The following is a 14,383-nucleotide window of genomic DNA, read 5'->3' as shown; positions in this document are numbered from 1 at the left end:
TCGGGTGGACCCTCCAGCCGTGCACCTTCTTCCCCCCTTGGGTCGACGCCTGTCGGCCCTTTTTTTTACGGTAACCCGCAGCGGCTTTGCGAGCCGTAGGGTGCCTCTGAGCCTACGCAATCGGTGTGGGCGGTCAGGGTTAAGATCCCGGCATTGGCAAGAAGATGTCGCGGCAGGATGGCGGCGGCGTTCCTGTACAAAGACACCATAGTCATTTCAGGTCAGAATCCAGTAGGGTTTTGAATAGGCTTCACGACACTGTAGCAAGGTATGTGATAATTGGTACTGATAAGTACCATAATACTGGGAGAGCACGCATGGCACGTTTCTGGGCACTGGTTGGCCTGTCTCTGGCGATGGTGGGGTGCGGCGATGAACCGCCATCGCAGGCGCCGCTGCCGCAGCCGGTGAAGTTGTATACGGTGAATGGCGATGGTGCCGGGCAATTGCGTCATTACCCGGGGCGGGTGGTGGCCACGGAAGGCTCGCAGCTGGCGTTCCGGGTGTCCGGGCAACTGGTGAAGCTGCCGGTGCGTGCCGGTGAACAGGTGAAGAAGGGGCAGCTGCTGGCGGCCCTGGATCCGGCGGATTTCAACAATCAGCTGGCGGACCGCCAGGCACAGTATGATCTGGCCGAAAGTCAGTATCAGCGAGCCATCAGCCTGCGCGAGCGCGGGGTGATTTCCGAAGCCCAGTTTGACGAGTTGCAGGCCAAACGCCGCCAGGCCCGGGCTGCCCTGAGTCAGGCCCGTGACAATGTGGACTATACCCGTCTCAAGGCACCCTATGAGGGTACCGTGGCGCGCACCGAGGTGGAGAACTTCCAGTTTGTGCAGGCCAAGGAACCGATCCTCTATCTGCAGGGTGACGATAACATCGATATTGAGTTCGCCGTGTCCGAACGCTTTTTCACCAACCTGAGGGAAGGCGGCGAAGACTATCAGCCGACGGTGCGTTTTGAAGGGGCGCCCAACCGTACCTTCAAGGCCAGCTATAAAGAGCATGAAGCCAGCGCGGATGCGCGTACCCAGACCTACAACATCACCCTGACCATGGCTAACCCGGAAGGCTTGCTGGTGCTGCCGGGCATGAGCGTGGATGTGGCCATCGACCTGAGCCAGATCCGCAAGGCCTCCGCGGATCACTTGCAGGTGCCGGTGGAAGCGGTGTTCAAACAGGACGGCAAGGAAGGCGCCTTCGTCTGGCGCTATCAGGCGCAGGACCAGGAGGGAACCGTGACCGCGGTACCGGTGATGCTTGGTCAGGTTGTCGGTGACGGGGTGGAAATCCTGGACGGCCTGCAGGCCGGGGATCGGGTGGTCAGTGCCGGCGTTCACCATCTTGAAGAGGGTCAGACGGTCCGTGAGCTGGTGAAAGAGCGGGGACTGTAAATGAATATCGCCGCCTACAGCATCCGTCATCGCGTCGTTAGCTGGCTGTTCACTCTGGTGCTGCTGGTGGGCGGGATCGTCAGTTTTACCCGGCTGGGTCAGTTGGAAGATCCGGAGTTCACCATCAAGACGGCCATGGTGATTACCAGCTACCCGGGGGCGTCGCCCCGTCAGGTGGAAGAGGAAGTGACCCTGCCGGTGGAGATGGCCATCCAGAATCTTCCCTATGTGGATTACGTCACTTCCATCTCCAGCAATGGCTTGTCCCAGGTGCAGGTGGAGATGAAGCCCACCTACCGGTCCAGCCAGCTCAAACAGATCTGGGACGAGTTACGACACAAGCTCACGGACCTGCAACCTGAGTTACCGCCGGGAGCCGGCACCATTCAGGTCATGGATGACTTTGGTGATGTGTACGGTATTTTGCTGGCCATTACCGGGGACGGTTACCGCTATCAGGACATGCAGGATTACGCCGACTACCTGACCCGGGAGCTGGTGCTGGTGAAAGGCGTGGGCAAGGTGGTGGTAGGGGGCCAGCGCCAGGAGCAGGTGCTGGTGGAAATCTCCCGCACCCGGCTGGCGTCACTGGGCATCAGCCCGGAACGGATCTTTTCCCTGTTGCAGACCCAGAATACGGTCAACCCGGCGGGCAAGGTCAGAGTCGGTGACGAGTACATCCGCATCTACCCCACCGGGGAATTTCCCACCGTCCAGGATATGGGGGATCTGCTGATTTCCGAACCGGGCGCGGATGAGCTGGTTTACCTGCGCGATGTGGCCACCATTGAACGGGGCTACGCGGAGGTGCCGGATCATCTTTACCGCTTTAATGGTGAGGCGGCCCTGACCCTGGGGATTTCGTTCTCCAAGGGCGTCAATGTGGTGGAAGTGGGCGCGCGGGTAGAACAGCGTCTGGCTGAGCTGGAGTACCAGCGACCGGCGGGTATGGAGCTGGCCACGGTCTACAACCAGCCCGAAGAGGTCGACAGTTCAGTGGGGGCCTTCCTGCTCAACCTGGGCGAGGCCATTGCCATCGTTATCGTGGTGCTGCTGGTGTTCATGGGGGTGCGCTCCGGTCTGTTGATGGGGGGAGTCTTGCTGCTCACCATCCTTGGCACCTTTATCGTCATGAAAATGCTGGCCATTGATCTGCAGCGGATTTCCCTGGGCGCACTGATTATTGCCCTGGGGATGCTGGTGGATAACGCCATCGTGGTCACCGAAGGCATCCTGGTGGGCATGAAGCGGGGCATGTCGAAACTGGAAGCGGCGGTGGATATTGTCCGCCAGACTATCTGGCCACTGCTGGGGGCCACGGTGATTGCCATCATGGCGTTCGCGCCCATTGGTCTTTCCGAGGATGCCACGGGGGAATACACCAATACCCTGTTCTGGGTGTTGCTGATTTCGTTGCTGCTCAGCTGGATCACAGCGGTGACCCTGGTGCCGTTCTTTGCCGACCTGTTCTTCTCCGACAAGGATGTGGGCGGTGCCGAGGGGGAGGCCGAAGACCCCTACAAAGGGAAAATCTTTGTCATCTATCGGCGTTTGCTGGACCGGGCCATTCACCACCGGGTGCTCACCCTGAGCGGCATGGGCATCCTGCTGGTCGCAGCGGTGGTGGGCTTCGGCGCAGTCAAACAGGCCTTCTTCCCGCCCTCCAATACCCCCATGTTTCTGGTGGACTACTGGCTGCCCCAGGGCAGTGATATTCGTGCCACCCGCGAGGCGGTGGAGCGTCTGGAGTCATCGCTACTGGATATGGACGAAGTCACCGGGGTGACCAGTACCATCGGTCGCGGCGCCGAGCGATTCATGCTGCCCTATAACCCGGAAAAGAGTTACCCCAGCTATGCCCAGTTGATTGTTCAGGTGGGCGAACGGGAGCAGATTGATGCGGCCCTGTCTGCCACCCGGAAACTGATCGGCGAAGAGCACCTGCAGGCCTTTGCCAAGGTGAAACGCCTGATGATCGGTCCCAGCCCGCCGGCATCTATCGAGGCCCGTTTCAGCGGCCCGGACCCTCAGACGTTGCGCGAATTGGGGCTGAAGGCCCAGGCGATCATGCGCGCCGACGGTGGTCTGGAGAGCATTCGACATGACTGGCGTCAGCAGGAAAAAGTGATTCGTCCCCAGTTTCAGGAGGCCCAGGCCCGCCGTGCCGGCATCAGCCGGGAAGACCTGGACAATACCCTGGCCCTGAATTTCAGCGGCCGTACTGTCGGCCTGTACCGGGACGGCAGTCAGTTGTTGCCCATTGTGGCGCGGCCCCCGGAAGAGGAGCGGCTCAGTGCCGATAACCTGAACGATGTGCAGGTGTGGTCGCCGGTCTATGCCACCTATATACCCATTACCCAGGTGGTGTCCGATTTCCGCACGGAGTGGGAGAACGCGCTGATTCTGCGTCGTGACCGCAAGCGGACTCTCACCGTGCAGGCGGAGCCGGATGTGCTCGGTGATGAAACCGCCGACCAGGTGCTGCGCCGGATCCGCCCGGCCATTGCCGAGCTGGAATTGCCACCGGGGTATTCCCTGGCCTGGGGTGGGGAATATGAAGCCTCGAAAGATGCCCAGGCAGCCGTATTCGGCAGCCTGCCCATGGGCTACCTGTTCATGTTCATCATTACCATGCTGCTGTTTGATTCCCTGCGCCAGCCGCTGGTGATCTGGGCCACGGTGCCGCTGGCCATTATCGGCGTCACCCTGGGCCTGTTGCTGCTTAATGCCCCCTTCGGCTTCATGGCCTTGCTGGGCTTTCTCAGCTTGTCCGGCATGCTGGTGAAGAACGGCATCGTGCTGGTGGAGCAGATCAAGCTGGAGATGGAATCCCTGCCGCCGTTTGAGGCGGTGGTGACAGCGTCCATTTCCCGGGTGCGACCGGTGTGCATGGCAGCGGTGACCACCATCCTCGGCATGATCCCGCTGTTGTTCGATGCCTTCTTCGAGTCCATGGCAGTGGTGATCATGTTCGGTCTGGGCTTTGCCACGATTCTGACCCTGATTGTGGTGCCGGTGCTTTATACCCTGGCCTATGGCATCAAGCCGGGGAGGGGGGAGCGTGCCTGATGCGTCTTAGATGCATTCAGAGCCCTCCAATCGATCTGGCCCCGGCATTTTCTGCCGGGGCTTTTTATACATAGTTAGAATAATATTTTTTATTGTGGTGGGGTTCCGGGAATATAACGGTTCGTTAAACAAGGAAATAACAGGGGTTTGTCTATTTCTCTAAAAGTTCCATTTTGATTAAAAAATATACTTCCTGCCTGTTAAGTAATCGTTAAGTTTTCCCGCCGTATTGTGTTCCTGAGAAAGGAGCACAAACGATGAAACTGAAAACTCTCTCGCCACAATCTTTACACAATGCCATGGCCTCCCCTTTGTCATTGCATGGCCAGTCCATGACCTGTCGAGTATTGACTTCGACAGATGACGGGTATCAGAGGGCCGCGCATTTTATTCGCCGCTATTACCGTATGGCCTTTGCCGCCCGGCCGCACATCAATGCCACTTTTTTGGTGTCCCTAGAGGATAGCGAGCATCGGTTGCGGGCAGTCGTCGGTTTGAATCCTGCGGCGGGTCGCTCCTTGTTTCTTGAACAATACCTGGATGCTCCCCTGGAAGCGCATATGGCGGACCACTATGGTGTTCCAGTCGGTCGGGATGACATTGTCGAGGTGGCCAGCCTGGCGGCGGATGGCAGCGGCGCCGGTCGCCTGCTGTTCGTGGCGCTGACGGAAGGGCTGTATCACCTGGGTCGCGACTGGATCGCCTTCACTGCCACTGCCCAGGTGCGCACCATGTTTTCCCGCCTGGGGCTGAGGCCGCATGCCATCGCCGAGGCCGATCCGGCTCGCCTGGGTGACGATGCCAGCCGCTGGGGACGGTATTACCAGTTTCGTCCCCAGGTGATGGTCGGCCATGTGCCGCCCGGCTATGCAACCTTGACCCGCAATGGTTGGTTGGGCACAGGAGGGCTGGGCTATGGCGTGGTTGCTTGAACGCCTGCAGCAGCATGCTGCTTGTCATCCTGATCGTATCGCTCTGGACGGTGCAGACCAATCCCTGAGTTATGCCGGATTAGTGGAGGCGGTGGAGGCGCTGGCAGCGCGCTTTGTCCGTCAGCACGTCACCTGTCTGGCATTGCAGGGCGATAACAGTCATGCCTGGGTGGTCGCCGATCTGGCCGCCCAGCGGGCTGGCTGCGTGGTGGTACCCGTGCCGGGATTTTTCAGTACCGGGCAGGTGGGCCACCTTTATCGTCAGGCTGCGGTGGATACGGTCTACGATGCCGACCGCGATGTCTTGTTGCCGTGCGTGCAAACGGTGGACGGGGGCGGTGCTGTGATGCCGCCAGCTACCAGCAAGGTGACATTCACTTCCGGCAGTACCGGTCAGCCAAAAGGCGTCTGCCTGACCCTGGATCACCAGCGAAGAACTGTCATGGCGCTGGCAGAACGATTGGCCCCCCATGCCGGTAAACGCCACCTCTGTGTGTTGCCCTTTGCCACGCTGCTGGAAAACCTGGCCGGGATCTATTTGCCTCTGTGGCTCGGTGCCGCGGTGGTGGTGCGTCCCCTCGCGGAATTGGGCTTTTCCGGCAGTTCCAGCGTCAATCCTTTCCTGCTGTTTCAGACGCTGAATACGGTGCAGCCAGAGAGCATGATCCTGGTGCCGGAACTGCTGCGGTTGCTGGTGCTGATGGCCGACAAGGGGCTGCCGGTGCCGGATAGCTTGCGCTATATCGCGGTGGGCGGCGGCAAAGTGGATCCGCTGTTGTTGGGCCGTGCCCATCGGTTTGGCTTGCCGGTTTACGAAGGCTACGGGCTGTCCGAGTGTGGCTCGGTGGTGGCGCTGAATGTGCCCGGCGATAACCGCCCCGGGTGTGCCGGCCGACCGCTTTCCCATGTGCAGCTGAGCGTCGGTGGCCACGGGGAGATCATGATTAACGGTGGGGTGATGGCCGGCTATCTGGGCGAGGCGCCGGTGAATGGCGCCTGGGCGACCGGGGATCTGGGTGTGCTCGATCGGGAGGGTTTTCTTCGCGTCAGTGGTCGGGCCAAGAACCTGTTGATTACTGCCTATGGACGAAATGTGAATCCGGAATGGCTGGAAAGCGTGTTCCAGACCAGTGATGTACTGCGATCGGTAGTGGTTTTTGGAGACGGCGAGCCGGCTTTGTCGGCTGTGCTGGTGGCCATGCCCGGGGCGTGTCGCAGCCAGGTCGCGGCGGCGGTGGCAACCCTCAATGAGGGGTTGCCGGATTATGCCCGCATTGCCAATTGGGTACTCGCCGGGCAGCCCTTTTCTGCTGATAACGGTTTGGCAACAGCCAATGGCCGTCCTCGCCGTGAGGCGATTTTTCAAACCTATCAAGCGGCCCTGTCTCGCACAGGCCACAATCAATTAGCGTATTTCTGAGGTGCGTATGTTTTTTGAAACCCTGCAAAATGAAACCGCCGAGGCGCGTAACCATGTGCTCGGCTCCCCGGTGATGAAAGCGGTGCCTGAAGGGCGCTTCAACTTGGACAGCTACCGGTATTTTCTCACCCAGGCCTACCATCATGTGAAACACACGGTGCCCTTGATGATGGCCTGTGGCGCCCGCCTGCCCAATCGCCTGGAATGGGTTCGTGAGGCGCTGGTGGAATATATCGAGGAAGAGTACGGCCACCAGGAATGGATTCTCAATGATCTGCAGGCACTGGGGGCGGATACCGCAGCAGTTCGCTATGGACGCCCGGATTTGCCTATCGAGCTGATGGTGTCCTGGCTTTATAACGCCATTGAACGGGGTAACCCCATGGCCTTTTTCGGCATGGTCAATGTGCTTGAGGGCACCAGCATTGCACTGGCGACTCCGCTTGCGGAGCAGGTTCAGTCGCAATTGCAGTTGCCCAAAAGCGCGTTCAGCTACCTTTTCTCCCATGGAGCGCTGGATCAGGATCACTATCAATTCTTTCAGTCCCTGATGAATCGTATCGAAAGCGTTGCCGATCAGCATGCGGTGATCCATGCCAGCCAAGTAGTTTACCGACTGTATGGCGACATGTTGCACAGCATTCCGCTGTTGAATGAGGAGGGCTGCCATGAGCAGGTTGCATAATCAGACGTGGCTATTGCTGGGAGCCAGTGGCGGCATTGGCCGTGCAGTGCTTGATGGGTTGCTGGAAGACGGAGCCAGAGTGTTGGTGGCAGGTCGTCATCCGCAGACGCTAACCAGCCAGTATCAGGATGACGCAGTGGTGCCGGTAACGCTGGATTTGAGTGATGGCCAGCTGGGTACGCAGCTGCGCGCCCTGATCCATGACAGTGGCCTGCCCGATGGGGTAATCCACTGCGCCGGGGTGAATCATTTCCAGGGGCTGGCGGAGAACGATGACGCCAGCCTGGATGCCATGCTGAACGTGAACTTGCGCAGTGCCGTAGTGCTGGCCCGCGAACTGGCACCCAGGATGCGCCAGCGTGGTCGCGGAAGCTTGCTGTTTGTGGGCTCCACGTTTGGCAGCATCGGATTCCCGGGCTATAGCGCCTACTGTGCCAGCAAGTTTGGCCTGCGAGGTTTTGTGGAAGCGCTGCGCCGGGAGCTGGCAGACAGCCCGCTGATAATTCGTTACGTGGCCCCCCGGGCGACCCGCACCGCCATGAATGATGCCCAGGTCAATGCCATGAATGACGATCTGGGTAATGCCATGGACAGCCCGCAAACCGTAGCCGCGGCGATTCTTTGCAGCCTTGAAGGGAGACGCGCCAGCGTCTACCTGGGTTGGCCGGAGCGGTTGTTTGTTAGCCTCAATGCGATGTTGCCGTGGCTGGTGGACAAGGCGCTGCGCAAACAGCTTCCGGTGATCCATCGCTATCTTCAAAAAAAACACCCACAACATCGTCACCAGGCAAGAAGTCACCTGCAAGAAGGAGCCTCACCATGAAAACATTCTCTGTGTCCCTGTTGGTTTGTGTCTTATGGATGCCGCTGCTGGGCAATGCCGATGCGGTGGACGATACGGTGCTGGATATTCAGCATCAGTGGGCGCATATCCAGTATCAGCTGCCTGAAGCGCAGCGTGAGGATGCCTTTGAAGCGCTGGAAGGCGTTGCCGCAACACTGGTGAAGCAGCATCCCCAGCGGGCAGAACCGAAAATATGGGATGGCATTGTGCTCAGCACCTGGGCCGGCGCCAAAGGCGGTCTTGGCGCCCTGTCGCTGGTGAAGCGGGCTCGTCAGCAATTCGAGAGTGCCATAGAGATCGATCCGGTCAGCCTGGATGGGTCGGCGCTGACCTCGTTGGGCAGCCTCTATTATCAGGTTCCCGGGTGGCCGATCGGCTTTGGGGATGATGACAAGGCTCGGGAGTTGCTTGGCCAGGCCTTGAAGATCAACCCGGAGGGCATCGACAGTAACTACTTCTATGCCGATTTCCTGCTGGATCAGGGAGATGACGCCAAGGCGCGCCTGTACTTTGAAAAAGCATTGAAGGCGGCTCCTCGCCCGTCGCGGCCGGTGGCTGATGCGGGGCGCCATGAGGATATCCGCAAAAAACTGGCAACTCTGTCGTAACCCTTCTGACAAGTCAGGCGTTACGTATCTTCACAGGCCGGCATTGCCGGTCTTTTTTATGGCCGCTGGTTACCCCGCTTGCGCTTTTACGCCACAATGTGTCCGCCTGTTATTCCTGATTGAGACCGCAAGGAGTCCCCATGTTGCTGGCTATTGCCGCTGTGATCGGTGGTTTGATTGTGCTGGTATGGAGTGCCGATAAATTCGTGGAAGGGGCAGCGGGAACCGCCTCCCATGCCGGCATGCCGCCGTTGTTGATCGGCATGCTGATCGTCGGCTTCGGCACCTCCGCACCGGAGATGGTGGTGTCTGCCATGGCGGCGCTCGATGGCAATCCCTCGCTGGCCCTGGGCAATGCCTATGGCTCCAATATTTCCAATATTGCCCTGATTCTCGGGGTGGTGGCGGTGATCAGCCCCATTGCACTGAATTCGGCGGTTCTCAAGAAAGAGCTGCCGGTGCTGACGCTGGTGACCTTGCTGGCCGGCTATCAGCTGCTGGATGGCAATATTTCCCGTCTGGATGCTTGGGTCTTGATCGCTGTGCTGGCGCTACTGATGGGCTGGTCCATCTATGCCGCCATGACCGGTAAAGGGGATGTGCTGGCCGGGGAAGTGGAAACCGATCTGGCGGAACACCCGCTGCCCCTGAAGACGTCGTTGTTCTGGCTGGTGGTGGGCCTGGCCCTGCTGGTGAGCAGCTCCCGGCTGCTGGTGTGGGGGGCGGTGGATATCGCCCAGTCACTGGGGGTCAGCGATCTGATCATCGGCCTGACCATCGTGGCGATTGGCACCTCCCTGCCGGAGCTGGCCTCCAGTATCGCTGCGGTCCGCAAGGGGGAGCACGATATTGCCTTTGGTAACGTGCTAGGCTCGAACCTGTTCAATACCCTGGCGGTGGTGGGTATTGCTGGTGCCATCCAGCCCATGAGCGTGGAAACGCTGGTATTGCAGCGCGACTGGAGCCTGATGATGGTGCTGACCCTGGCCCTGTTCGTCATGGGCTTTGGTTTATGGGGCCGCAAGGGCCAGATCACCCGGGGCAATGGTGTCGTATTGCTGTTGGTGTTCGTGTCCTATATGAGTTTCCTGGGCGGCAGCGTGATCATGGCGGCCCGCTAACGTGTCAAAAGGGACGGAGTGGCGATGCAGGGTACGGATATATCGGTAAAGCTGGAGCGTGGCACGTTTTTGCTCACGCTGGTGGCGGTCAGCGTGGCTTTTGCGCTGTTGTTGAAACCCTTCTTCGCCCCGATATTCTGGGCCTGCGCCATCGGCGTGATTTTCTATCCGTTCCAGAAACGGCTGCTGGGCAAATGGCCCCATCGCCGTAACCTGGTCTCCCTGTGCACCCTCATCCTCTGTGTGGTGCTGGTGGTGATTCCGGTTCTGGTGGTGGCCTCCTCCTTTGTCACCGAAGGGGTGTCCCTGTTCCAGAAAGTGCAGAGTGGCGAGCTCAACCTGGCTGACTACGTGGACCGCATCAAGCAGGCTTTCCCCTGGTTGCAGACCCTGGCCGAACGTTTCGATATTGACCTGGATCGCATCAAGTCGCAGACCGTGGAAGCCTTCACCGGCGCCGGCCAGTTTCTGGCCAAGCGGGCCCTGGCCGTGGGCCAGAACACCTTCCAGTTTTTCCTCAATCTGGGCCTGATGCTGTACCTGGCGTTCTTCCTGATCCGCGACGGCGATGCCATGGTCAGCATGCTGATTCGCGCGCTGCCGCTGGGTGACGAACGAGAAAAACTGCTGTTTGCCAAGTTTGCTGAAGTGACCCGGGCTACCATCAAGGGCAATCTGCTGGTGGCAGCGACCCAGGGGGCGCTGGGCGGATTGATCTTCTGGTGGCTGGGTATCCCCGGTGCCTTGTTGTGGGGGGTGGTGATGGCCGTGCTGTCGCTGATTCCGGCGGTGGGGGCAGGCCTCATCTGGGTGCCGGTTTCACTCTACCTCTATGCGGTTGGTGATATAGTGAATGCCACCATACTGGCCCTGTTTGGTATTTTTGTGATCGGGCTGGTGGACAATATCCTGCGGCCGATCCTGGTGGGCCGGGACACCAAGTTGCCGGATTATGTGGTGCTGTTTTCCACCCTTGGCGGCCTGGCCATGTTCGGCATTACCGGTTTTGCGCTGGGGCCGCTGCTGGCAGCCCTGTTTGTTGCCTTCTGGGGCATTTTCATACGTGAGTTCAATGAGGGTGAAAGTCCCGCCGTTCTGCTGGAGCAGCAGGGCAGTAGTGAGGAAGCGCCCGGGAGTGAGGCATCATGATTTTTCTGCGTCTGGTATTGGCCGCGTCTGTGGCAGGGCTGTCGACTTTCGGTTGCGACGAGGATGATGACAACGGTCTGTTTTCTGACAATGCCAGAATCTACTTCCATAACCAGCTCACCCAGGTGGGTGGCGGCAGCGAAGATGATGTCACCGTGGACCTGTTTGTGGACAACCAGAACAGTCCGCTGCAGGACGATGTGGGCTACACCATTACGGGCAATGTCAGCGCCGAATCCATCGAGCTGGATGACGACAGTGAGTCCTTGTCTTTCGATGCCCGTGGCAGCAGTTCCGGCAGCACCCTGGTCAACGGCCCACTGAATCGCACTCTGACAGCCGGTGATCGTTATACCGTGGTGCTGATGGGGGACACGACGCTGGACAACCGTCAGCTGCGCACCTATCGCCACCAGGATATGGACGTAACCAGCGGTCAGATCCGGGTGCGTTTCATCAATACCCTGTCGCGCCTCTCCGGCGATGAACTCAGCGTTGTCACGCCGGGCGCAGCCGGCCAGTCGCTGGTGTCCGGTCTGGAATATGCGGAGGGCAGCAGCTATGTTTCGGTGAATGCCAGTGGCAGCCTGGACGTGACGGTGAACAACGAAACCCAGGGCCTGGAAATCGACCAGGTAAGCTGCAGCGTCAGCAGCGGCCGCAGCTACGATGCCATCATTGCCTATCGCCGTTTCGACAGTGACGATGACCAGATCGCCCTGTACTGCCAGCCGTTCAACTGAACGGCTGGCAGTACCCGCCTTTCGACCCCCTCCAAACTGCCAACTATTACCAAAAAAATGCCGCTGGCCGTGGTAATTCTTACGCCGGTAATCGATTCGGGAGAAAACAATGAAAAAGCTGGGTCTGCTGGCCATGGCCGGTGTTGTGATGTTGTCCGGTTGCGGGGGAGATGACGATGAGGTGGAGGATCTGCTGCGGCCCCCTGCCAGCCTCTATTTCCATAACCAATTAACCGACTTCACGGATCCGGATGCCTCCAGCATTCGTGTGGATGTGGTGACCAACAAATCTTCGGATCCCCTGTTTGAGGATGTGGGTTACTCAACCGATGAACAGGACGGCAAGAATCTGAAACTGGATGCCGGTGAAGACACTATCGAATTTTCCGTGCGCAGAAATGGCAGCGACTTCCACGCAGACAGCGCCAGCCTGAAAGCGGGGGATAATTACACGCTGGTATTCATGGGCGATGTTGTTGGCGGTGCTCTGCAATTGGCTGCGTTTCGCCAACAGACGCCAGAGGTGGCTGCCACCCAGGTAGGAGTGCGTTTTATCCATGCCATGTATGAGCAAGCCAGCACCCGTTTCTCAATCGGCATTGCAGCAGATCTGGATTACGGTAAAGCGACCGGCTATTTCGCAGATACACCGAACGGCAGTGGCCGCCTGGAAATTGAAGTGAGAGATGCGGCGGATGACAGCTTGCTGGATACGGTATCCTGTGCGGTTCAGGCCGGTAAGAGCTACGACGCCATCATTACCCACAAAGGGTTTGCTGATCCTGACATGGCGATGTTTTGCCAGCAGGTAGAAGGCTCCTGATCCGGGCTGTGTTGGTGTAGGAGCCATGCTCGCATGGCGAACATGTTGAGCGGTTCGCCATGCGAGCCTGGCTCCTACGGGCCGATCCGAATCATTTAAGCCGTACTGATGGATCCAGGCTGGGGGCTTTCAGGGGATCGCCCTGATAGGCCGCCACATCCGGGAAGCGTTCGTTGGGCCAGGCCTCCCAGTCTGCAATCGCTGCCTCCAGCTGCTGCTGGTCCCGACCGACAAAATTCCACCACAACAGCACGGGTTGCCCCAGAGGCTGGCCCCCCAGCAGCATCACCCGGCTGTTGGCGCTGAGCGTGAGTGTCAGGCTGTCACGGCCACAACCCAGGTAGTACAGCTCACCCGCCTGCAGGGTTTCACCGTCCACCTCGGCGCGGCCTTCGCTGATGCATAGCCCCAGTTCAAAATCCGCCGGCACAGGCAGGGTCAGGGTGCAGGTGTCCTGCGCCACGATATCGGCGCCGACCAGGGGGGAGTACACCCGGGCGGGGGAATGGTGGCCATCCAGTTCGCCCACCACCAGGGTGATGTCCGCACCCTCCTGATGCCATTGCGGCAGGTCGGTGTGATGGCTGAAGGCCGGGTCGGTGTCTTCGTGTTCGGCGGGCAGTGCGATCCAGAATTGCAGACCATGCATGGGGCCGCTGAAATCCTCGGGGCTTTCCTCGGAGTGACAGATGCCATGCCCGGCAGTCATCAGGTTGAGTTGTCCCGGGCGAATCACCTGTTCATAGCCCAGGCTGTCCTTGTGCAGCAGGGCTCCCTCGAACAGCCAGGTCACGGTCTGCAGGCCGATGTGAGGGTGGGTGCCCACATCCACGCCGTTGTCGGCGGCCAGCGAGGTGGGCCCGATATGGTCAAGAAAACACCAGGGGCCGATCAGTCGCTGATCGCGGCTGGGCAGATGACGAATGATCGGCAGGCCACTGCCGAGAATGCTTTTGCGTGAGGCCACCGCCTTGAGTGTGGGTTTGCTGGCCAGGTTGGGGCATTCCACCATCTCGCCGCTGGCATTGGTATTGCTCATGGCCGTCTCCGTGGCATAGTCATTGATTCGGCTTCTGGAGGTCTGCATGCAGTCTACAGAGGCGGTTTGGTATTTCAGTATGCAAGCGGCGACGCTTCAAGAAAAGGAGAGCATGATGGCCAAGGTGCAGGTTCAAAGCGTGGAGAAGTACGTGCAGCAGATTGATGCCCGGCAGCATCGGCTCGCTGCCGATGAAGGCGAAAAGCTGGGTGGCAGTGACAGCGGCCCGAATCCCTACGAATTGTTGCTGTCCGGACTGGGAGCGTGCACGTCCATTACCCTGCGAATGTATGCCGAGCGCAAAGGGTGGGACCTGGGTGAGATTCAGGTGGGTCTGCATTTTTACCGGGACGACGCGGGCAAGGAATATATCGATCGTACCCTGACCTGTAGCGGTCAGTTGAGCGACGAACAGCGGCAGCGTCTGTTGGAGATTGCCGCCAAGACCCCGGTCACCAATACCGTGCGGCAGGGCACTCCGATTGCCACGGATTGGAAATAAGCGGCACAGCGCCGGCGCTTTTGGCATACTCGCGCCTCCATTGACTCAACGGAGGCC

At 59.4% G+C, this 14,383-nt stretch carries 13 protein-coding genes; 12 read left to right on the top strand and 1 reads right to left on the bottom strand.

Annotated elements, in window-relative coordinates; all coding sequences use genetic code 11:
• Positions 1-317 precede the first annotated feature (317 nt).
• The 11 genes from C4S63_RS07200 (at position 318) to C4S63_RS07155 (ending at position 12,785) form a co-directional block, all read left to right on the top strand.
• The gene (locus C4S63_RS07200) at positions 318-1,391 is read left to right on the top strand and encodes an efflux RND transporter periplasmic adaptor subunit (protein ID WP_103917158.1); all 1,074 of its coding nucleotides are present in this window, start codon (positions 318-320) and stop codon (positions 1,389-1,391) included.
• Entirely contained in the window at positions 1,392-4,460 is a 3,069-nt protein-coding gene (locus C4S63_RS07195; RefSeq protein WP_103917157.1) for an efflux RND transporter permease subunit, read from the top strand. It abuts the gene before it with no gap.
• A gap of 257 nt (positions 4,461-4,717) precedes the next feature.
• On the top strand, positions 4,718-5,392 hold the full coding sequence (locus C4S63_RS07190) for a thermostable hemolysin (protein ID WP_103917156.1): 675 nt from the start codon (positions 4,718-4,720) through the stop codon (positions 5,390-5,392).
• Positions 5,376-6,812: an AMP-binding protein gene (locus tag C4S63_RS07185; protein ID WP_200819516.1), complete on the top strand. Its 1,437-nt coding sequence runs from the start codon at positions 5,376-5,378 to the stop codon at positions 6,810-6,812. The genes C4S63_RS07190 and C4S63_RS07185 overlap by 17 nt, the downstream gene beginning before the upstream one ends.
• A 7-nt stretch (positions 6,813-6,819) precedes the next feature.
• On the top strand, positions 6,820-7,497 hold the full coding sequence (locus C4S63_RS17435; protein WP_200819515.1) for a TenA family transcriptional regulator: 678 nt from the start codon (positions 6,820-6,822) through the stop codon (positions 7,495-7,497).
• Positions 7,481-8,320, top strand: coding sequence for an SDR family oxidoreductase (locus tag C4S63_RS07180; protein ID WP_103917155.1), 840 nt, complete (start codon positions 7,481-7,483; stop codon positions 8,318-8,320). The genes C4S63_RS17435 and C4S63_RS07180 overlap by 17 nt, the downstream gene beginning before the upstream one ends.
• Positions 8,317-8,949, top strand: coding sequence for a tetratricopeptide repeat protein (locus C4S63_RS07175; RefSeq protein WP_103917154.1), 633 nt, complete (start codon positions 8,317-8,319; stop codon positions 8,947-8,949). The genes C4S63_RS07180 and C4S63_RS07175 overlap by 4 nt, the downstream gene beginning before the upstream one ends.
• A gap of 140 nt (positions 8,950-9,089) precedes the next feature.
• Positions 9,090-10,070 carry a calcium/sodium antiporter gene (locus C4S63_RS07170; RefSeq protein WP_103917153.1) on the top strand — a complete coding sequence of 327 codons (981 nt, stop codon included), beginning with the start codon at positions 9,090-9,092 and terminating at the stop codon, positions 10,068-10,070.
• Positions 10,071-10,094: 24 nt separating this feature from the next.
• The gene (locus C4S63_RS07165) at positions 10,095-11,219 is read left to right on the top strand and encodes an AI-2E family transporter (RefSeq protein ID WP_062815290.1); all 1,125 of its coding nucleotides are present in this window, start codon (positions 10,095-10,097) and stop codon (positions 11,217-11,219) included.
• Positions 11,216-11,962: a DUF4397 domain-containing protein gene (locus C4S63_RS07160; RefSeq protein WP_062815291.1), complete on the top strand. Its 747-nt coding sequence runs from the start codon at positions 11,216-11,218 to the stop codon at positions 11,960-11,962. The genes C4S63_RS07165 and C4S63_RS07160 overlap by 4 nt, the downstream gene beginning before the upstream one ends.
• 109 nt (positions 11,963-12,071) lie before the next feature.
• On the top strand, positions 12,072-12,785 hold the full coding sequence (locus tag C4S63_RS07155; protein ID WP_062815292.1) for a DUF4397 domain-containing protein: 714 nt from the start codon (positions 12,072-12,074) through the stop codon (positions 12,783-12,785).
• A 91-nt stretch (positions 12,786-12,876) separates the two neighbouring features.
• Here the strand turns inward: C4S63_RS07155 and C4S63_RS07150 are convergent, their stop codons facing one another.
• Positions 12,877-13,824, bottom strand: coding sequence for a pirin family protein (locus tag C4S63_RS07150; protein ID WP_103917152.1), 948 nt, complete (start codon positions 13,822-13,824; stop codon positions 12,877-12,879).
• 46 nt (positions 13,825-13,870) lie between these two features.
• Here C4S63_RS07150 and C4S63_RS07145 point away from each other — a divergent pair, with 46 nt between their 5' ends.
• Positions 13,871-14,326, top strand: coding sequence for an OsmC family protein (locus C4S63_RS07145; RefSeq protein ID WP_231874139.1), 456 nt, complete (start codon positions 13,871-13,873; stop codon positions 14,324-14,326).
• Positions 14,327-14,383 lie beyond the last annotated feature (57 nt).

Source organism: Alcanivorax sp. DSM 26293, assembly GCF_900107995.1.
Lineage (GTDB): Bacteria > Pseudomonadota > Gammaproteobacteria > Pseudomonadales > Alcanivoracaceae > Alcanivorax.
The sequence above is the reverse complement of the archived record's forward strand: the minus strand, read 5'-3'. Positions and strand labels throughout refer to the sequence as shown.